The organism is Streptomyces sp. MP131-18 (assembly GCF_001984575.1).
GTDB classification, from domain to species: domain Bacteria; phylum Actinomycetota; class Actinomycetes; order Streptomycetales; family Streptomycetaceae; genus Streptomyces; species Streptomyces johnsoniae.
In genome coordinates this window covers 541,837-561,259 of record NZ_LZNS01000001.1, presented here as the reverse complement: position 1 = coordinate 561,259, position 19,423 = coordinate 541,837, and the positions used below count along the sequence as shown (strand labels likewise).

At 71.0% G+C, this 19,423-nt stretch carries 18 protein-coding genes; 8 read left to right on the top strand and 10 right to left on the bottom strand.

Annotated features, from left to right (window positions below; translation table 11 throughout):
- Positions 1 to 3 precede the first annotated feature (3 nt).
- The 9 genes from STBA_RS02540 to STBA_RS02500 all read right to left on the bottom strand — a co-directional run bounded on the left by STBA_RS02540 (position 4) and on the right by STBA_RS02500 (position 8,484).
- On the bottom strand, positions 4 to 228 hold the full coding sequence (locus tag STBA_RS02540; protein WP_077057664.1) for a ferredoxin: 225 nt from the start codon (positions 226 to 228) through the stop codon (positions 4 to 6).
- A 19-nt stretch (positions 229 to 247) separates the two neighbouring features.
- Entirely contained in the window at positions 248 to 1,471 is a 1,224-nt protein-coding gene (locus STBA_RS02535; protein WP_077057663.1) for a cytochrome P450, read from the bottom strand.
- Positions 1,472 to 1,724: 253 nt separating this feature from the next.
- Positions 1,725 to 3,173 (bottom strand): NAD(P)/FAD-dependent oxidoreductase, encoded by a 1,449-nt coding sequence (locus STBA_RS02530; protein ID WP_077057662.1) that lies wholly within the window; start codon positions 3,171 to 3,173, stop codon positions 1,725 to 1,727.
- Between the two features lie 584 nt (positions 3,174 to 3,757).
- Positions 3,758 to 4,288, bottom strand: coding sequence for a flavin reductase family protein (locus STBA_RS02525; protein WP_077057661.1), 531 nt, complete (start codon positions 4,286 to 4,288; stop codon positions 3,758 to 3,760).
- Positions 4,289 to 4,303: 15 nt separating this feature from the next.
- Positions 4,304 to 5,188 carry a 3-hydroxybutyryl-CoA dehydrogenase gene (locus STBA_RS02520; protein WP_077057660.1) on the bottom strand — a complete coding sequence of 295 codons (885 nt, stop codon included), beginning with the start codon at positions 5,186 to 5,188 and terminating at the stop codon, positions 4,304 to 4,306.
- The gene (locus STBA_RS02515) at positions 5,185 to 6,186 is read right to left on the bottom strand and encodes a ketoacyl-ACP synthase III (RefSeq protein ID WP_077057659.1); all 1,002 of its coding nucleotides are present in this window, start codon (positions 6,184 to 6,186) and stop codon (positions 5,185 to 5,187) included. The genes STBA_RS02520 and STBA_RS02515 overlap by 4 nt, the downstream gene beginning before the upstream one ends.
- Positions 6,183 to 7,511 carry a crotonyl-CoA carboxylase/reductase gene (gene ccrA, locus STBA_RS02510; RefSeq protein ID WP_077057658.1) on the bottom strand — a complete coding sequence of 443 codons (1,329 nt, stop codon included), beginning with the start codon at positions 7,509 to 7,511 and terminating at the stop codon, positions 6,183 to 6,185. Before ccrA ends, STBA_RS02515 begins: the two co-directional genes overlap by 4 nt.
- A 130-nt stretch (positions 7,512 to 7,641) precedes the next feature.
- Positions 7,642 to 8,037, bottom strand: a complete 396-nt coding sequence (locus STBA_RS02505; protein ID WP_077057657.1) for a nuclear transport factor 2 family protein — start codon at positions 8,035 to 8,037, stop codon at positions 7,642 to 7,644.
- A gap of 51 nt (positions 8,038 to 8,088) precedes the next feature.
- Positions 8,089 to 8,484 carry a nuclear transport factor 2 family protein gene (locus STBA_RS02500; RefSeq protein ID WP_253194492.1) on the bottom strand — a complete coding sequence of 132 codons (396 nt, stop codon included), beginning with the start codon at positions 8,482 to 8,484 and terminating at the stop codon, positions 8,089 to 8,091.
- 354 nt (positions 8,485 to 8,838) lie between these two features.
- Here STBA_RS02500 and STBA_RS02495 point away from each other — a divergent pair, with 354 nt between their 5' ends.
- From STBA_RS02495 to STBA_RS02470, 6 genes are all read left to right on the top strand, one after another.
- A complete protein-coding gene (locus tag STBA_RS02495; RefSeq protein ID WP_077057655.1) occupies positions 8,839 to 9,990 on the top strand; it encodes a DegT/DnrJ/EryC1/StrS family aminotransferase in 1,152 nt (383 codons plus the stop codon).
- A gap of 30 nt (positions 9,991 to 10,020) precedes the next feature.
- Positions 10,021 to 10,629 carry a dTDP-4-dehydrorhamnose 3,5-epimerase family protein gene (locus STBA_RS02490; protein ID WP_077057654.1) on the top strand — a complete coding sequence of 203 codons (609 nt, stop codon included), beginning with the start codon at positions 10,021 to 10,023 and terminating at the stop codon, positions 10,627 to 10,629.
- Positions 10,626 to 11,693 carry a glucose-1-phosphate thymidylyltransferase gene (locus STBA_RS02485; RefSeq protein WP_077057653.1) on the top strand — a complete coding sequence of 356 codons (1,068 nt, stop codon included), beginning with the start codon at positions 10,626 to 10,628 and terminating at the stop codon, positions 11,691 to 11,693. The genes STBA_RS02490 and STBA_RS02485 overlap by 4 nt, the downstream gene beginning before the upstream one ends.
- On the top strand, positions 11,690 to 12,679 hold the full coding sequence (rfbB, locus tag STBA_RS02480) for a dTDP-glucose 4,6-dehydratase (protein ID WP_077057652.1): 990 nt from the start codon (positions 11,690 to 11,692) through the stop codon (positions 12,677 to 12,679). Before STBA_RS02485 ends, rfbB begins: the two co-directional genes overlap by 4 nt.
- A gap of 57 nt (positions 12,680 to 12,736) precedes the next feature.
- Positions 12,737 to 14,122: an NDP-hexose 2,3-dehydratase family protein gene (locus tag STBA_RS02475; RefSeq protein ID WP_077057651.1), complete on the top strand. Its 1,386-nt coding sequence runs from the start codon at positions 12,737 to 12,739 to the stop codon at positions 14,120 to 14,122.
- A gap of 79 nt (positions 14,123 to 14,201) precedes the next feature.
- Positions 14,202 to 15,380, top strand: coding sequence for an acyl-CoA dehydrogenase family protein (locus STBA_RS02470; protein WP_077057650.1), 1,179 nt, complete (start codon positions 14,202 to 14,204; stop codon positions 15,378 to 15,380).
- A 281-nt stretch (positions 15,381 to 15,661) separates the two neighbouring features.
- On the opposite strand, the gene STBA_RS02465 is transcribed toward STBA_RS02470, so the two are convergent.
- Complete coding sequence (locus tag STBA_RS02465; protein ID WP_077057649.1) at positions 15,662 to 16,552, bottom strand: NAD(P)-binding domain-containing protein; 891 nt, start codon at positions 16,550 to 16,552, stop codon at positions 15,662 to 15,664.
- 396 nt (positions 16,553 to 16,948) lie between these two features.
- On the opposite strand from STBA_RS02465, the gene STBA_RS02460 reads away from it, so the two are divergent.
- Positions 16,949 to 18,283: a nucleotide disphospho-sugar-binding domain-containing protein gene (locus STBA_RS02460; protein ID WP_253194491.1), complete on the top strand. Its 1,335-nt coding sequence runs from the start codon at positions 16,949 to 16,951 to the stop codon at positions 18,281 to 18,283.
- Positions 18,284 to 18,350: 67 nt separating this feature from the next.
- On the top strand, positions 18,351 to 19,337 hold the full coding sequence (locus STBA_RS02455) for an aldo/keto reductase (RefSeq protein ID WP_077057647.1): 987 nt from the start codon (positions 18,351 to 18,353) through the stop codon (positions 19,335 to 19,337).
- Positions 19,338 to 19,423: the final 86 nt, after the last annotated feature.

Here is a 19,423-nt window from a genome sequence, read left to right as displayed (position 1 = left end):
ACCTCAGGCGCCGGGACCGCCGGCCTCCGCGCCGAGCACCGACACGGCGGCGCTCGGACAGCAGTCGGCCACGTCCTCCGCGGACGTGATGTCGTCGGCGTCGGTGAGTTCCCGCCGCACCGGCTCCGCGACGCCCGCGCCGTTGAGCCGGAACAGGTCCGGGTGCAGCGCGGCGCAGAGCCCGGACGCGATGCAGGCTCTTCCGTCGACGTGCAGCGTCCTGCTCATCCGGCGTTCTCCTCGCCCCTCACCGCGGCGCGTCGCCGTTCAGGTGGACGGGGAAGGACTGGATGCTGCGCACCAGCCACATGTCGTCGTACGTCAGCTCCTCGGCGGGCACCGCCGCCTGCATGGCGGGGAAGCGCCGCAGGATCGCCGGGATGGCGACGCTCGCCTCCAGGCGCGCGAGCGCCGCGCCGAGGCAGTTGTGCAGCCCGTGGCCGAAGCCGACGTGGCGCGGGCCGTCGCGGGTGATGTCCAGCCGGTCCGCGTCCGGCCAGCGCCGCGGGTCGCGGTTGGCGGAGGCGATGGAGGGGATGACGGGCGTTCCCGCGGGCAGCCGTACCCCGGCGAACTCCAGGTCCTCCCGGGCGAAGCGGAAGAAGCCGACGGCCACGCCGCCGTTGAACCGGATGAACTCCTCGGTCGCGCTGTCCTTCAGGTCGGGGCGCTCCATCAGCAGCCGGCGCTGCTCGGGGCGTTCCAGCAGGGAGAGGACGGAGGTGGCGATGAGGTTCCTCGTGGTGTCGAGCCCGGCCATGATCAGCACGGCCATCGTGGCGACGAGTTCCTCCTCGTTCAGCCGTTCGTCGCCGTCGCGCGCCTGGATCAGGGCGGAGGTGATGTCGTCGCCGGGCTCGCGCCGCTTGTGCGCGATCAGCTCACGGCCGTACTCGGCGATCTCCTCGAACGCGTCCCGGTTCTGCTCGTCGTGGTCCGGGTCGGTGTGGAAGGCCCGCTCGATGGCGTGCAGCATGTCCTGGAACCGGCTGAGGGAGAAGCCCAGGATGCCGCCGATCAGGTGCGCGGGGATCGCGCCGGCGTAGTCCATGACGTCCGGCCGCTCCTGCTCGGCCAGGCGGTCGAGCGCCTCCTCGACGATCCGGACGGTCGGCTCCTCCCACTGGGCGATCCGCCGCGGCGTGAAGGTGCTCATGGTCAGCTTGCGCACCCGCGTGTGGTCCGGCGGGTCCAGCATCGTGAGGATGCGTTCGACCGCCGTGCCCTGCCCCACCGCCATGCCGCCGTCGACGAACTCCTTGCTCGCGAACGCGGGATTGTTACTGAAACGCGTGTCGCCGAGCAGCCGCTGTACGTCGTCGAAGCGTGTGGCTATCCACACCGGAATATCGCCCATGGGGAACTTGAATTCGTGCATGGGCGAGTTTTCGCGCAGCCACTCGTAGGTGGGAAAAGGGTCCTGGTAGAAGTCGGACTCGAACAGTCTGGTCGGCGGTGCCATCGCGGTCATTCATGCCCCTCTCAACGGGCCGTGCATACGCTGCCGGAACGGGCTGGAGAGAACTCGCCGACAGGTTACGCGGATCGGGCAAGGGCGCAGTCATGAGCCGGTAATCGACCGGCGGCAAATACCGGGGAGAGGCGGCGGGGTATTTTGTCCCGGGGCCGGCGGGGCGCCGCGCCACGGAAAACGGGGCGGACCGCGCCCGGTTGCCCGGGCGCGGTCCGCGGTGCCGCTGGGTGCCGTTCCGGCCGCCGAGTGCCTACAGGCCGAGGATCTGCGAAGCCTGCACCGAGGCGGTGAACCCGGACTCGACCGCGCCGTCCATGAAGCCCGCCCAGCCGTTGGCGATGTCGCTGCCGGCGAACACGACCCGGCCCTGCGGCTGCTGCACCGCCCGGAAGGGGCCGGTCAGCAGCCCCGGCCGCCGCACGGCCCAGCCGCCCGCCGAGTAGGGGTCGTTGCCCCAGTGCTGGGCCTTGACCGCGACCACCTCGATGCCCTCGCAGAACGGCTGCAACTCCGCTTGGAGCCGCGTGCGGTTGCTGGGGTCGAAGCTGCCGTTGGAGGAGAAGCCGATCATGATGTTGCCGTCCGAGCGTTCCTTGAACGGGATGACCATGGCCACCGGTGCCCCGGGCGCGGCCTCGGCGTAGAACGCGTCCAGGTTGGCGCCGCGGACGTGCATGATGAACTTCTGCGAGGACCTGACGCCGATGCCGTCGGTGGACAGCGCGGTGTACTCGGTGGGCAGGGACGGCGCGAAGTCGATGCTGTTCCACAGGTTGACCGGGATGGCGAGGACCACGGCGCGCGCGGTGTGGGTCTCCCCGGACTTCGTGGTCACGGTCACCGAGGTGCCGTCGTCCGCGACGGAGGCCACCGGCGAGTTCAGCCGGAGCGTCGCGGTGGAGTCGTCGAGTATGGCCTGGGCCATCGCGGTCGAGCCGACCACGGGCCGGTAGGTGCTGGTCGCCGCGTAGTCGTCGAACGTCCAGCCGGACAGCGCCCACCAGTGGGCCATCGTCGTCAGGCCGATGGTCGAGGCCGACCCGGTCAGGCCGCCGATGCCGCCGCTGATCAGCGCCTCTTCGTCGGGCGAGTAGCGCATCTGGTCGAGCCGGTCGCGCATCGACAGCGGGTCCAGGTCCGCGAGCAGGTCCTCGCGGAAGAGCGGCTCGTAGGGCCGTTCGAAATACTGCTCCGAGCCCTCGAACAGCGGGGTGATGAGCTGCGACTGCTGGTTGTACACGTCCGTCGGGGTGGACTCCATGTACCCCGTCGCGGTGGGTGCCACGGCGCGCGTCGGAATGATGTCCGAGGTCAGGTCCCACCCGTAGCGCTGGACCTCCCGCCAGATGTTCGGCTGCCGCTCGTCGACCCAGGTGCCGCCCATCTCGACCTGCTCGCCGGCGAACGTCGAGGTCCACGCGCGGCCGCCGATGCGGTCCCGCGCCTCGAGCACCAGCGTGCTCAGGCCCTTGGCCGTCAGCTCGCGGGCCGTGGTCACCCCGGCTATGCCGGCGCCTATGACGATGACGTCCACGGCGTCGGCCTGCGTCTGGGTGCCGCTCGCGGCGCGGGCCTGGGAGCCGAGCGCGGTCATCCCGAGCGGCGCCGCCAGCGCCGCGGCCCCGGCCGTCGTCAGCACCGACCGGCGGGAAGGAGCGTGCGCGGTCGGGGAAGTGGGCAGCTTTTCTTCGGCGTTCATACTGCTTCCTTGAGGAGTCGGTCGTGGCACGGCTCTGCCGGGTTGGCGACGTGGGTGCACCACCCGGTCCCCCCGGTGCCGGCCGCGGACATGTGGTGCGCGCCCGGTGGGGGGATGAGCGTGATGCGCGTCGCGCACGACGGCGTCTCATCAGGAGCGCGGAAAGGACATGCTGGGCGCGCCGAGGGGTCGGTCGGCGGGACCCGGGTGCTTCGTTCGGCAGGTCGACGGACGCGGGCGGGCCCGGTCGTCCCGGCTGCCGCGCGTTCCGTGGCATGGCGTGGCGGTGGACAGCGGCAGGTCGGCCCGCGTCCGCCCCACTCAGGAGCGCGGCTTTCGCCGGAGGTGCCCGCTCACGGCCGGAGCCGAGGCGTATGTCTCCTTCCATCCCCCGTCGGGAACCGGCGCGTCTGCGCGGCCGGCCGGTCGGGCCGGCCACTCGCATACCGGTGCAAGGCCGCCGGCTTCCGGTCTGTCGGCGGCCAACTCACCTTATTCAAAGGCGGTGATGAACCCGCCATTGCGCGGTAATGGCCCGGTAATCGGTCGGCAGGGGGCCGGTGTGCGGGTCCGGCCCCCTGCCCTCAGCCCGCGGGCGGCGTCGCCTGGAAGCCGCCCCGCAGGAAGAGCAGGCCGGCGCCGTCCGAGCCGCTGCGGGCGCTGACCACGTCGCCGATGAAGATGGAGTGGTCGCCGGAGTCGTGGTACGTGGCGAGTTCGCACTCCAGCCAGGCCAGCGCGCCGTGCAGCAGCGGGGAGCGGGTCAGCGGCCCCGGCTCCCAGGCGAGGCCGTCGAACTGCTCGGCGCCCAGGGGCCGCTTCTTGTCGGCGAAGTGGCGCGCCAGGGACTCGTGTTCGGCGCCGAGCACCGAGACCCCGAAGCGGCCCTCGGACATGATCGCCTTGTGCATGACGGCGCTGTGGGACACGCAGCACAGCACGGTGGGCGGCGTGAGGGACACCGAGCTGAACGCGTTGGCCGTCATCGCGTGGATGTTGTCGCCGCCGACGCTCAGCACGATGACGCCGGTAGCGAAGCGGGACATCGCCTCGCGCAGGTCGGCGGGTGTCGTCCGCGGGTGTGCGGCGGTCTCCCCTGAGGTCACAGAACTCATGCCGGTCCTCACGTATCAGCCGGTGTAGGTGTAGAAGCCGCGTCGGGTCTTCCGCCCCAGTGCCCCGTCCGCGACCAGGCGGAGCAGCAGCGGGGGAGGGGCGTACGCCTGCTGCCCGAACTCCTCGTGCAGGGCGGTCGCTGTCGAGGCGACGACATCGAGGCCGATGAGGTCCGCGAGCCGCAGCGGGCCCACCGGGTGCGAGCAGCCCAGCTCCATCCCCGTGTCGACGACCTCCGCGGTGGCGAAACCCGACTCCACCATGCGGATCGCGGACAGCAGGTAGGGGAACAGCACGGCGTTGACGACGAATCCGGGCCGGTCGGGGGAGCGGATGACCCGCTTGCCCAGCACCTGGGTGACCAGACGCTCGGTCCGTTCCACGACCAGGCCGTCCGTGTGCACCGAGGCCGTCAGCTCGACCAGCGGCAGCACCGGAACGGGGCTGAAGAAGTGGACACCGACCAGCCGCTCGGCCCGGTCGGCCAAGCGGCCCAGGCGCACGATCGGGATGGAGGAGGTGTTGGACGCCAGGATCGCGTCCTGGGCCTCGACGATCTTGTCGAGCCGGGCGAACAGCTCGGCCTTGGCCACCTCGTCCTCGCGGATGGACTCGACGACGAACTGCCGGTCGGCCAGGGCGTCCAGATCGGGCGTCAGGGCGATCCTGGCGAGGGCCGCGTCGCGGCCCGCCGCCGTCAGCCGGCCCCTGGCCACCGCGCGGCCGAGCGAGTCGGCGATGCGGCGCCGTCCCGGCTCGACCGCGCCGGGCCCGGAGACGATCACCGTGACGTCGAGCCCCGCCCTGGCGCACAGCTCGGCGATGCCCGAGCCCATCAGACCACAGCCGACGACACCCACCCGGTGGATGTCCCACGCGTCCCCGCCCGCCGCGGTCATGCGCCCACGCGCCAGCGGAGCAGGCCGGCGCCCAGCGACATGCCGCCGCCGAAGGCGGCGAGCAGCACCAGGTCGCCGTCGCGCAGCCGGTTCCCGAGGTGGGCGGCGTCGAGGGTGAGGGCGACGGAGGCGCTGCCCGTGTTCCCGTAGCGGTCCAGGGTCCTGTGCGTCTCGGCCGCCGTCAGCCCGCACCGTTCCACGAGCTGGGAGAGCAGCACCCCGTTGGGCTGGTGCGGCACGAAGTGGTCGATCCGCTCCAGGGCGGTGCCGGTGCGTTCGCACAGCGCGTTGATGAAGTCCGGGAGGTTCTCCAGCACGAAGTCCCGCACGGCGCGGCCCTCCATGCGGAAGAAGTGACCGCCCTCCTCGATGGTCTCGGCGGACGCGGGTCGGCGGCTGCCGCCTGCCTCGACCCGGATCAGGTGATGCGCGTCGCCCCGGGCGGCCAGGTCGAACCCGAGGAACCCGTAGGGCGGTTCGACCTCGCCGACGACGGCGGCGCCCGCGCCGTCGCCCAGCAGAACGGCGGTGCGGCGGTCGGAGAAGTCCAGGCTGCGCGAGTACAGGTCGGCACCGATGACCAGCGCACGGCTGCCCGGCCGCTGGCGGATCAGCGCCTGCGCCAGCGAAAGGCCGTAGACGAAGCCGCTGCACACGACGTTGATGTCCAGGCAGGCCGCGGCGTTCGCGTTGATCCCCCGCTGGACATGGTAAGCCGTCGGCGGCTGGGGGGAGTCGGGGGTGGACGTGGAGACGATGAGGTAGTCGATCTCGCCCGCGGAGACGCCCGCGGACTTCAGCGCGCGCTCCGCGGCGCGGATCGCCAGGTCCGAGGTGGCCTCGTCGGGCGCGGCGAAGCGACGGCCCGTGATCTGCGTCCGGTCCGCGATCCACTCCTCGGCGACGCCGACGCGAGCGGCGATCTCGGCGTTGGTGACCTCGGTTCCCGGCACGTAGGAGCCGGTGCCGAGGATGCCGATGGAAGGTTCTGTCGTCACAGCAGCCCCCGCAGCGGGTTCAGGGCGGCGGCGCCGAGCTTTTCGCGCCGCGCGGGATCGGTGACCCCGAGTCCTTCCCGGGGCGCCTGGCAGAGCACGGCGACCTTGCCGAGGTGCCGGTTCGTCTGCACCAGCCGGGCCGCCTCGCCGACCTCGTCGAGGCTGTACACGCTGGAGAGCACCGGCGAGATCTTCCCCAGGGAGACCAGCCGGTTGAGCTCGGCCTGCTCCTGGAGGTTGGCCGCGTGACTGCCCACGATCCGCTTGGAGTTCATCCACAGATAGCGGTTGTCGTACTCGTGCACGTAGCCGGTGCTCGACCCGCAGGTCACGACGGTGCCGCCGCGGCGCACGACGAACACCGAGATGCCGAACGTGGCACGGCCCACGTAGTCGAACGCGACGTGGGGGTCCTCGCCGACCTCCTTGCGGATGATCCGGCCCAGGCGCTTGCCCTGCTCGATCACCTGCTCGGGCGTGGTGGCCTCGCCGAGGCCGACGTCGGCGCGGTTGACGATGACGTCGCAGCCCAGGGCCTGGAGCGCCTTGGCCTTGGTCTCCGAGCCGACCACTCCGACGGAGACGCCCCCGGCCTGCTTGACCAGCTGCACCGCGAACGCGCCGAGGCCGCCGGTCGCCCCCCAGATCAGGACGACGTCGCCCAGCTTGATCCGGGCGCCCTTGTCGCTGATGAGCATGCGGTAGGAGGTCGCGGCCGTCAGCAGGACGCCGGCCGCCTCCTCCCAGGTGAGATGGGCGGGTTTGGGCAGTACCTGGCTGGCCTTGACCACGGCGTAGTGGGCGAGCCCGCCGAAGTTCGTCTCGTAGCCCCAGGCGCGCTGACCGGCGCCGAGCATGGCGTCGGCGTGCGTCGCCGGCTCGTGGTCGTCGACCTGGATACAGGTCAGGACGACGTGGTCACCGGGGCGCCACCGCTGGACGCCCGCCCCGGCGCGCACCACGATCCCCGAGGCGTCGGAGCCGATCACGTGGTAGGGCCGGTCGTGCCGGGCGGCGGGCCCGCCCTCCCGGCCGTAGCGGCGCAGGAACTGGAAGGTCGGAACGGGCTCGAAGGTCGCCGACCAGACGGTGTTGTAGTTGATCGCGCTGGCCATGACCGCGACCAGCACCTCGTCCGGGGCCAGTTCGGGCATGGGCACGCGACCGACCCTGATGGACTTGCGCACGTCCTTGTCGCGAACGCCGTCGAACATCCCGACGTCCTCGGCCCGCAGGAATGCGGCGGTGTACTGATCCGGGAGTTCTTCCTGTGCCACGACCTCCGCGGACGCACCCGAAAGGAGAGTCTCGGTCAGAGAATCCATCGTGATCCATTCTCTACGGATGGGGGGCTGCCGGCCCGGCCGGTGAGGCCGGTCGGTGGGAGCGGTGACGGGCCCCGCGCCGGCGGACGGCGCCCGGCGCGGGCCCGGTCTCCGTTCGGCCCTGCGGTCCTTACGCGGCCGGCTTCATCACCGGGCGGTCGATGGCCATGACCCACTTGCCGTTCTCGTCGTGGACGAGAACGTCCGTGCAGGTGCCGTCGAGCTTTACCGGCTCGCCGTCGGGGCCCACGGTTTCGACGGAGAAGTCCACGATGAGGAGCATGGTGTCCGCGGTGCGGAAAGTCTTCAGCACCGTGGCGGTCAGCTTCGGCTTCGTGGCGAGGAATTCCTTGATGGCCTCGGTCCTCGCGGGGCCGGTGAGCGTCTTCCCCGTGAGGTTGGAGATCGCGTCCGCCCGGTACAGCTGGTCGAAGATGGAGCCGTCACCCGAATTGAAGGCTTCGGTGAACACGTCGTTCTGCTGGTCCGGGTCGTCGGTGAGAGAGAGATCGATGGTCGCGCTCATGGTGCGGGGGCCTCCTCGTTTGCTGGTCGAGTCCCGGGAAAGGCGGATGAATTACGTCAGGTCCGTGCCGTAGGGGTTGTCGATGGCGAAACGCCACTTGCCGTCCTTGCCGCGGCGCAGCACGTCCACACCGGTGCCCTGCTGCCGCTGCGGCCCGCCGGGCGCCCCGGGGATGTCAATGGTCCAGTCGACGGCGAGCAGGGCCGTGTCCGAGGTCACGTACGACTCGATGACCTCCGCCTTCATCACCGGCTTCTGCGCGAGGTATGCGGCCTGACCGGCCCGCCTTTCCGCGCCGGTGGCGGCCTTTCCTGGCTCCCACACGGAGACGGCATCGTCGGTGTACAACCGGTCGACGGCGGCTGCGTCGCCCGAGTTGAACTCCCGGATGTAGTGCTCGACGTGCGCGAATATTTCCTTTTTGAGATCGTCACTGTTGCTGACCACGGCGAAACCACTCCTCATCTGTGTTTCGGCTGTCAATGACCGTTTCCGCGATGGGGTGCGTGAGCGTCCTCAAAAGTGTATGAGGGCCTATCCCATCGACCGGTCATCGCCGGGCCTGAGGGTGCTGCGGAACACGTGGTTACCGGGCCGTTACTGCACTCCCGGCCGGCTCGTGTACGTTCCAGAACCGATGAATAGCGATCCCTATAGCCGCGCAGGCGGGCAACTCGGCCCCGTGGGAGCCCGTTCGGCGGTGCAGGGGGCGCTTTTCAAGATTCGGCGACTGGCGGCACCCGCGCGCGGCTGATGACGAACGGCAGCAGGAATACCGCAATTTCCGATCGGAGCATCTCGATGATCAATGTGTTCCAGCCCAGCCTGGGCGCCGAGGAACTCGAGGCCGTCCAGGAGGTGTTCGAGAGCAACTGGCTCGGGCACGGCCCAAGGACCAGGGACTTCGAGGCGCGGTTCGCGGAGCACCTCGGGGTGGAACCCGAGCACACCATCTTCATCAACGCGGCCACTGCCGGCCTCTTCCTCGCCACCGAACTGCTCGGCCTCGGCCCCGCCGACGACGTGGTGCTGCCCTCGGTCAGCTTCGTCGCCGCGGGCAACGCCGTGGCGGCCACCGGCGCCAGGCCCGTATTCTGCGACGTTGACCCGCGCACCCTCAACCCGACCGTCGAGCACGTGGAACGTGCGCTGACCCCCCGTACGAAGGCCGTCCTCCTGCTGCACTACGGCGGCCTGCCGGGCGAGGTCGCCGCCATCGCCGACCTGTGCCGCGCCCGCGGCGTCCGGCTCGTCGAGGACGCCGCCTGCGCGGTCGCCTCCGCCGTCGACGGCAAGGCGTGCGGGACGTTCGGCGATGTGGGGGTGTGGAGCTTCGACTCGATGAAGGTCCTCGTCACCGGCGACGGCGGCATGCTGTACGTGCGCGACGCGGAACTCGCCCGCCGGGCCCGCCGCCTGGCCTACCACGGCATCGAACAGGTCAGCGGCTTCGCGGCTGCCAAGGTGACCGACCGCTGGTGGGAACTGAACGTCAAGGACTTCGGGCGCCGGGTCATCGGCAACGACCTCACCGCCGCGATCGGGGCCGTGCAGCTGCGCCGCCTGCCCTCGTTCGTCGAAAGGCGCCGCGAGATCAGCCGCCGGTACGACGAGCTGCTCGCGGACATCGAGGGGGTCCGGCTGCCCCCGGCCCTGCCGGCCGGCCACGTCGGCACCCACTACTTCTACTGGGTGCAGATGGACCCGGCGATCCGCGACCGGGTGGCCGCCGACCTGCGCGACCGCGGCGTGTACACCACCTTCCGCTACCCCCCGCTGCACAAGGTGCCCGCCTACGGCGGCGACGCGGGGGAGCTGCCAGGCACCGAGGCGGCCTCCGAGTCCACGCTGCTGCTGCCCCTGCACCAGGGCCTGCCGGACGCGGACGTGCAGACCGTCGCCGACGAACTGCGCAAGGCGATCGAGCAGCGCGTCGGCGAGGCGAGGGGCTGACGGCCCGCGAGGAGGAGAGGCGGCCCGTCCGTGCACATCACAGAAACAGCGGTCCCGGGGACCTTCGTCGTCAACCCGGCCCAGCTCCCCGACGAGCGCGGCACGTTCTTCGAGAGCCTGCGCGCCTCCCGGCTGGCCGAGGCGGTCGGCCGCCCGTTCGTCCCCAGGCAGATCAACTTCTCCGTATCGCGCCGCAACACCCTGCGCGGGCTGCACGGCGTGGCGATCCCCCCGGGGCAGGCCAAGTACGTCACCTGCGTCCGCGGCGCGCTGCGCGACATCGTCGTCGACCTGCGCGTCGGCTCCCCGGCGTTCGGCCGGTACACCGTCAACGTGCTGAACGCCGAGTCCGGCCGGGCCCTGTACATCCCCGAGGGCGTCGGCCACGGCTTTCTCGCGCTCACCGACGACACCTGCATCTGCTACGTCCTGTCCAGCGAGCACGTCCCCGGCACGCAGATCGACATCAATCCGCTCGACGCCGACCTCGCGCTCCCGTGGGGGTTCTCCGAGCCTCCGCTGATGTCAGCGAAGGACGCGAAGGCCCGCAGCGCCGCGGAAGCCGAGTCGGCCGGCCTGCTCGCCACCTGGCGGGAAGCGACTCAAGGCACCCACTCCTTCGCCGTGAGGAAGACATGAAGGCTCTGGTCCTGTCGGGCGGGTCGGGTACCCGTCTGCGCCCCTTCAGCTATTCCATGCCGAAACAACTCATCCCGATCGTCAACAAGCCCGTTCTGGAACACGCCCTGGAGAACATCACCGACCTGGGGGTGACGGACATCGGGATCATCGTCGGTGACTGGGGCCCCGAGATCGCCGCCGTCCTCGGCGACGGGTCGAGGTTCGGCGCCCGGCTGACCTACCTCAGGCAGGACCGGCCGCTCGGCCTGGCCCACTGCGTCCGGCTGGCCCGGCCGTTCCTGGGCGACGACGACTTCGTCATGTACCTGGGGGACAACATGCTCCCGCAGGGCATAGGGGAGATCGCGGAGGAATTCCGCAGCGAGCGCCCCACGGCCCGGATCGTGGTCTGCAAGGTGCCGGACCCGCAGGCGTTCGGCGTGGCGGAGCTCGACGCCGAAGGCACCGTCCTGCGGCTGGTCGAGAAGCCACAGCAGCCCAGGAGCGACCTGGCCATGATCGGCGTGTACTTCTTCACGCCCGCCGTCCACGAGGCGGTCGCCGCGATCCGGCCGAGCGCCCGCGGCGAACTGGAGATCACCGACGCCATCCAGTGGCTGGTCACCCACGGCGCCGACGTCACGGCCGCCGAGTACGCCGGCTACTGGAAGGACACCGGACGAGCCGAGGACGTGCTGGAGTGCAACCGGTGGCTGCTCGGCAGCATCGCCCCGCGCGTCGAGGGCGACGTGGACGCGGCCAGCGAACTCGTCGGCCCGGTCGTCGTCGGCCCCGGCGCCCGCGTGGTCCGCTCCCGCATCACCGGCCCCGCGATCATCGGCGCCGGCACCCTGGTGGAGGACAGCCGCATCGGCCCCGCCACCTCCATCGGCGACCACTGCGTGCTGCGGTCCACCCGCGTCGCGGGCTCCATCGTCATGGCGGGCGCCGCGGTCAGCCAGGTGCCCGCGCTGGTGGACTCCCTGATCGGCCGCGGCGCCACCATCGGCCCGGCCGGCCGGGGCGCGGCCCACCACCGCCTGGTGATCGGTGACCACAGCCGGGTGGAGGTGGCGGCATGAGGGTCCTCGTCACCGGCGGCGCCGGCTTCATCGGCTCCCACTACGTGCGCACGATGCTCGGCGGCGGCTACCCGGGTTACGAACGAGCCCGGGTCACCGTGCTGGACAAGATGACCTACGCGGGCAACCGCGAGAACCTGCCGCTCGGCCACCCGCTCCTGGAACTGATCGAGGGCGACGTCTGCGACAGCGCCCTGCTGCGCGATCTGCTCCCCGGGCACGACGCGGTGGTCCACTTCGCCGCCGAGTCCCACGTGGACCGGTCGCTGACCTCGCCCGGTGCCTTCATGCGGACCAACGTTGTGGGCACCCAGGTGCTGCTCGACGCCTGCGTCGCCACCGGCGTGCCGCGCATCGTGCACGTCTCCACCGACGAGGTGTACGGGTCCGTGGCGGAGGGCTCCTCCACGGAGGACTGGCCGCTGCTGCCCAACTCGCCCTACGCCGCGTCCAAGGCGTCCTCGGACCTGATCGCCCGCGCGTTCTGGCGCTCCCACGGCCTCGACCTGTCGATCACCCGCTGCTCCAACAACTTCGGCCCGCACCAGCACCCCGAGAAGCTGATCCCGCTGTTCATCACCAACTTGCTGGAGGGCTCGGACGTCCCGCTGTACGGCGACGGGCTCAACGTGCGGGAGTGGCTGCACGTCGACGACCACTCGCGCGCCGTCCAACTGGTCCTGGCCGGCGGCAGGGCGGGGGAGATCTACAACGTGGGCGGCGGCAACGAACGCACCAACCTCGCCGTCACCGAGCGGCTGCTCGACCTCTGCGGCGCCGACCCCGGCCGCGTCCGGCACGTGCCCGACCGCAAGGGACACGACCTGCGGTACTCGCTGGACGAGACCAAGATCCGTGAGGAGCTGGGCTACGCGCCGCGCGTCGACTTCGAGGAGGGCCTGGCCCAGACCGTCGCCTGGTACCGCGACAACGTGCACTGGTGGAAGGCGTCCAAGCACCGGAAGGAGCAAGAGACGGATGCGTGACCGCGGCACCGCACGCGCCGCGGCGCGGCCGTCGAGGGCAGAGGGGAAGGCATGCCGATGAGCACCGTCACCATGCTGCGGGCCCGCCGTGACGACGGGGTGCGGGAGAAGTTCGTCCGTTCCGCCGCGTCGCTGGGCACCGCCGCCTCGCTGGGCACCGCGGAGTTCGCCGACTGGCTCGCCGGGCGGCGGCTGGCCCACCACTTCCGGGTGGAACGTGTGCCCTTCGCGCAGCTGGACGGCTGGTCCTTCGCGCCGGACACGGGGAACCTGGCCCACCGCAGCGGGCGCTTCTTCACCATCGAGGGCATCTCCGCGGAGACCGGCACCGCCCCGTTCCCACACTGGGAACAGCCCATCATCAGACAGCCGGAAGTGGGCATACTCGGGCTGCTGGCCCGGGAGTTCGACGGGGTGCTGCACTTCCTGATGCAGGCCAAGATGGAGCCGGGCAACCGCAACCTGCTCCAGCTGTCCCCGACCGTGCAGGCCACCCGCAGCAACTACACCAAGGTGCACCGCGGGGCGGACGTCAAATACATCGACCACTTCGTCCGGCCGGGCCGCGGCCGCATCCTGGCCGACGTCCTCCAGTCGGAGCACGGTGCCTGGTTCCTGGGCAAGTCCAACCGCAACATGATCGTCGAGACCGACGAGGACGTCGCCCTCGACGACGACTTCTGCTGGCTGACGCTCGGTCAGATAGGCGAGCTGCTGCGCCGGGACAACGTGGTGAACATGGACGCGCGTACCGTCCTGGCCTGCGTTCCCACCGGACAGGCCGACGAGGGCGCGCTGCACTCGGACCTGGACCTGCGGTCCTGGTTCTCCGGCGTGCGCGCGCGGCAGGACGTCCGGGTGACGCGGAAACCACTGGCGCAGGTCGCGGACTGGGTGCGCGGCCCGAGCGGCATCGAGCACGAGGACGGCCGGTACTTCCGCGTGGTGGGCGTGTCCGTGGAGGCGGACAGCCGGGAGGTCGGCGGCTGGAGCCAGCCGCTGATCGAGCCCCGCGGCACCGGCGTCACCGGCTTCCTGACCCGCCGCTTCGGCGGCGTGCCGCACCTGCTGGCGCACGCCCGGATGGAGGCCGGTCTCCTGGACACCGTCGAACTGGCCCCGACCGTCCAGTACACGCCGGGCAACTACGCCCACCTCACGGGCGGGCTGCGCCCGCCGTTCCTCGACGGCGTGCTGGCCGCTGAGCCGGCGCGCGTCCGCTACGAGGCCGTGCACTCCGAGGAGGGCGGGCGGTTCCTCAACGCCGAGAGCCGGTACCTGTTCGTCGAGGCCGACGAGAGCGAGGCGCCCCTCCGGCCGCCGCCCGACTTCTGCTGGGCCACCCCGGCCCAGCTCAACGAGCTGGTGCAGCACAGCCGTTACGTGAACGTCCAGGCGCGCACGCTCCTGGCGGTGCTCAACTCCGGTGCGGTGACGCTGTGAACGGCTTTGATGCCGCGCCGTCCCGCTCCGGGCCCTCCGTCCGACGACCCCGCCCGATTCAGCTGAGGAGCAGCAGAAGATGACGCCGACGCAACCGACGGGTGCATCCGTACTGGAAGCGGTCAGGGCCGCCGTCCCCACCCTGCGGGCGAACGGCCGCGAGGCCGAGGAGCGGCGCTGGCTCCCGGGGGACAACATCCGGCTGCTCGACGAGGCCGGCGTCTTCCGGATGGCGGTGCCCGGCCGCTTCGGGGGGCTGGACCTGCCCCTGGCCGAGCAGTTCACGATCCTGGAGGAGATCTCCCGCGGCTGCGGCTCGACCGGCTGGACCGCCGCCTCCTGGGTATCGACGGCCTGGATGATCACGCTCTACCCGGACTCGGCCCAGGAGGAGGTCTTCGCCGAGGGAACGGTCCGCGTCTCGGGCGGCTTCACCCCCGGCGGCACCGTGACGCCCACCGAGGGCGGGTACCTGCTCGACGGCACCTGGCGCTTCAACACCGGTTGCCGCGCGGCGGACTGGGACATGCTGGCGGCCCTGCTGGAGAAGCCGGACGGCTCGGTGGAGCTGGTCTACGCGCTGGTCCCGATGGACGAGCTGGAGATTGCCGACGACTGGTACGTGTCCGCGGCCAGCGCCACCGGCAGTTCGACCGCGACGGCCAAGAGCGTGTTCGTTCCCGAGCACCGGATCGCCGACGGCGAGGCGGCCGTCGAGGGCACCCTCACGGACCGCTGGAACTCCGGGGCGACCGGCCGCAATTACGGGCTGATCGGCCTCGTGATGACGGAGGCCGTGGCGGTCTACATCGGCATGGCGCAGGCGGCCTTCGACCTGTTCGTCGAGCGGCTGCCGGGCCGCGCGATCGCCTACACCAACTGGGAGGACCAGAGCCGGCACCCGCTGACGCAGCTCACCGTCGCCCAGGCGGAGAACCGGATCGCGGCGGCCAGGGCGCTCGCGGACGAGGTGGTGGACCTCCTCCAGCGCAGGGCGGACGCCGGGGAGTACCCCACCACGAAGGAACGCGCCACGGTGCACGGCCGCTGCGGCTTCGCCATCCAGTCCCTGAAGGAGGCCGTGGAGCTGCTGCACTCCGTGAGCGGGGCGTCCGCGCTGGCCCGCAGCGCGCCGTTCCAGCGCTTCTACCGGGACCTGGAGGGACTTTCGCTGCACGGGATGATGGCACCCGCCACCAATCTGGAGGTGCACGGCCGCGCCCTGCTGGGGCTCGAGCCCGATACCCCGGTGCTTTAGGGTCCGTCTTCAAAGGGGCGTCCGATCAGCGAGCGGCGGATGGCGCCCCGCTGGCAAGGCAACGCGGCCAGGGGGGCGCCAGCCGTCGCGAGCCGGGTAATCCCTTTGAAGACGGCCCCTGAAACGGCGGCCGACCCGCGGCGTGTCCGCGGGCCGGCCGTTCTGCCGGGCATGACGAGGAGCCCGGGTCCGGCGCCGGACAGCCCCCGGCACCGGCACCGGGCCCCGTCGGCGGCGGGCCCGCACGGGCGGGCCCGACGGTGGGGGGCCGGAGCCGAAGGTCAGTCCTTCTTCTCCGGCTTCAGGAACATCTCCGCCAGGGCGGAGATGTTGTCCTCGGCGTGACCCTCGGCGACGGCGCGGCGCAGCAGGTCGTGCATGGGGGCCTGCCAGCTGATGTCGACGTCCTCGTCCTTGCCCATCTGGTACTCGTCGTCGATGGCGGCGTGGAAGAGGCCGATGGAGGAGAACGCCTGGCTGTAGTCGCCCGAGTCGATCTGCTCCGCCAGCACCGGCAGGATGGAGTTGATCATCTCGAGCCACTTGATGGAGTACGGCACCATGGAGGAGACCTCGAGGCCGCGCTTCTTCAGCATGGCGGCGCCCTGGAAGAAGCCGACGAGCGCCGGTAGCAGGGTGGTGCCGACGGCCGCCTCGTAAAGCTTGGCGGTGTCCACGTCGGGGCCGAGGAAGACGGTGTCGCCGCCAAGCACCTTCACGGTCGACTCGTACTCGTCGAAGACGGCCTTGTCGCCGCTGTAGTAGATGAGCGTGTCAGCCAGGCCCACGGCCTGGGGCACATTCTTGACCGCCCCGTCCAGGAACCGGGCACCGTGCCCGGTGGCCCACTCCGCGAACTCGCGGGCGTGGCTGGGAATGCCGGAGTTGAGCGTGATCAGGGTGCGGCCGGACAGCGCGTCGGCGGCCGGCTCCAGCGCCTGCTTCGTCGCCTCGTAGGAGGTCATACAGGTGATCACCAGCCCGCTGGCGGCGACGGCCTCTCCGATGGCCTCGGCACGCACCGCACCCTTGGCGACGAGCGGCTCGGCCTTGGCGGCGGTCCGGTTCCACACGGTCGTGGGGTGCCCGGCCCCGACGAACGCCTCGGCCAGCGCCGCGCCCATCGAGCCCAGCCCGATGAGGGTCACGGGTATGCGGTTGTCCTCAGCCATGTTTTTTCCAATCTGCTGTCGATTCTTTGGAAAATGACGCGAAAGCCGCCGCTTTCGATCACAAATGATCTCTGTTATAGGCGTCCGGTCCATGATGGTTCCTGCACAGACGTCGCTCAACTGCTCATCATTTGTTTGTCACGAACCTTTTTGTCAGTGGCCAATGCCCCGTCAGATGGCGTGACGGTGCTGTGTGCAGGGCCCCGGATGCGCCGCGGCACGCGTGACGGGGCTCGGCCGGCGGGCCGGCGGCGGTGCGGGGTTACCCGGGAGTGGGCGCCCGGTTGCGTGCCCCGCTGTAGCGTCCAGGCTGACTTGCCCGATTGTTGCGTCTTCAGGCCCGCGGCTCATCGACGTGGTCGCGCTTCTCCGAGGGAGAGCTCTGTGCGAGTGCTCATGACAATATGGCCAGGCACCGCCCATCTGTACCCCGTGGTGCCGCTCGCCTCCGCGTTGCAGAGCGCAGGGCACGAGGTGGTCATCGCGTCCCACCCCGATGTGGCCGCGACCATCACCTCGGTGGGCCTCACGGCCCTGCCGCTCGGCGAACGCGCCGGCATGCCCACGGCGCGCGGCGCGGCGCAGCCCGTGCCGCCCGGCATGGACGAGGAGCTCGACAACGTCGCGGCCGCCCTGGCACTCGACGGCGAGGACCACCATCCGTGGGGCGACTTCCGGCAGTTCGTGCTCCCGGCGACGTGGGAGTTCCATCCCGCCGGCGCCTCGTCCGCCGAGCCGATGCCCGGCATCGACGACCTCGTTGCCTACGCCAGGGCCTGGCAGCCCGACCTCGTCATCTGGGACCCTGCCTTCCCCTCCGCCGCGGTGGCCGCCCGCGCCGCGGGCGCCGCCCACGCCCGGCTGCTGTGGGGCCCCGACTACTGGGGCTGGATCACCGAACGGCTGGCCGCCGCCCGCGCCGACGGCTCCGCCTCCGGAGCCGAGAGCCCCCTGGCGCGGGCGGTGCGGCCGGTAGCGGAACGGCACGGCGTCGAGGTCGACGAGGAACTGCTGCTCGGGCAGTGGACCATCGACACCATGCCCGCCCCGATGCGGCTGCCGACCCGCACCGTCCTGGTGCCGATGCGCTGGGTGCCGTTCACCGGGGCCGCGCCGATCCCCCCGTGGCTGCGCGAGGCCCCGAAGCGGCCGCGTGTGGCGCTGTCGCTCGGGGTGTCGGTACGTCAGTTCTTCAAGGGCGGCGAGGAGTTCGTCGGGGCCCTGCTGGAAAGCGTCGCCGACCTGGACATCGACGTGATCGCCACGCTGGACGCCTCACAGATCGCGGACTTCCGCGTGCCGCCCAACGTACGGACCGTCGACTACCTGCCGCTCACGCAACTGCTGCCGAGCTGTTCCGCCTTCATCCACCACGGCGGGATGGGCAGCTTCGCGGCCGCGACCGCGACGCGCACGCCGCAGCTCATCGTCGACGGCGACATCAAGATCGTGGTGGAGCACGCGGACGGCACCACGACCTCCTCCACCCACAAGCACATGGACATGCGCCCCACTTCGGCCTACGTCCTCTCGCGGGGCGCCGGGCTGCTGCTCGACCAGAAGGCGCACTCCGTCGAGGAGCTGACGAAGCGGCTGGCCCGCGTCCTCGACGAGCCGTCCTTCCACGCGGGGGCGCGCCGCATCCACGAGGAGATGATGGCGACGCCGAGCCCGCACGACCTCGTCCCCCAGCTGGAACGGCTGAGCGCCCGCCACCGGAGCCGGCCCTGACCGGACGTTTCCGCCGGCACGCCGTCCCGCCACCGCGTCAAAGCCCCGGAGAGCCAGAGAGGCAACCATGCGCTACACCCGTCTCGGCCGCACCGCCCTCCAGGTCAGCGAGCTGTGCCTGGGCAGCCTGAACCTGGGCGTCCGGGCCGACGACCAGGAGAGCCACGCCATCCTGGACACGGCCCTCGCACACGGCATCAATTTCGTGGACACCGCGAACCAGTACGGCTGGCAGAAGTACAAGGGCTACACGGAAGAATTCCTCGGCTCCTGGTTCGCACTGGGCGGGGGCCGCCGGGAAAAGATCGTCCTTTCCACCAAGGTCGGCAACCCCATGGACGACTGGCCCAATGAATCCGGTCTCTCCGCACGCCACATCATCGCCTCCTGCGATGCGTCGCTGCGCCGGCTGAAAACAGACTGGATCGACCTGTTCCAGATGCACCACGTCGACAGGAGCGCCCCCTGGGACGAGGTGTGGCAGGCGATGGAATTCCTGACGCGGCAAGGGAAGGTGCGTTACGTCGGCTCCTCCAATTTCGCCGGCTGGCATATCGCGGAGGCGCAGGAGAACGCCGCGCGCCGCAATTTCCTCGGTATCGTCTCCGAGCAGAGCGTCTACAACCTCGTCACCCGGCACATCGAGCTGGAAGTCATTCCGGCCTGCCTGCGGTACGGGGTGGCCGTGCTCCCGTGGTCCCCGCTGCACGGCGGACTGCTGAGCGGCGTGCTGCGGAAGCTCACCGAGGGCGAGGCGATGAAGAGTGCCCAGGGCCGGGCCGCCGAGGCCCTGGAGACCCACCGTGAGACCCTCGCCGCCTACGAGGACCTGTGCGCTGAACACGGTCTCGACCCGGCCGAGGTCGGCCTGGCCTGGACGATGACCAGGCCGGGGGTGACGGCCCCGGTCATCGGCCCGCGCAGCGTGGCCCAGTTGGAGAGCGCCCTGCGGGCGGCGCACCTCATCCTGTCGGACGAGGTGCTGAAGCGCCTCGACGCCCTCTTCCCGCCCATCGGCAAGGGCGGCCCGGGGCCCGAAGCCTGGGCCTGGTGACAGCCGGCCCGGGCCCGGCGCGAAGCCCCCGGCGAGCAGCCAGGACCGGGCCCCCGGGCGGGGGCGCCGGGGAGCACCGGTACTTC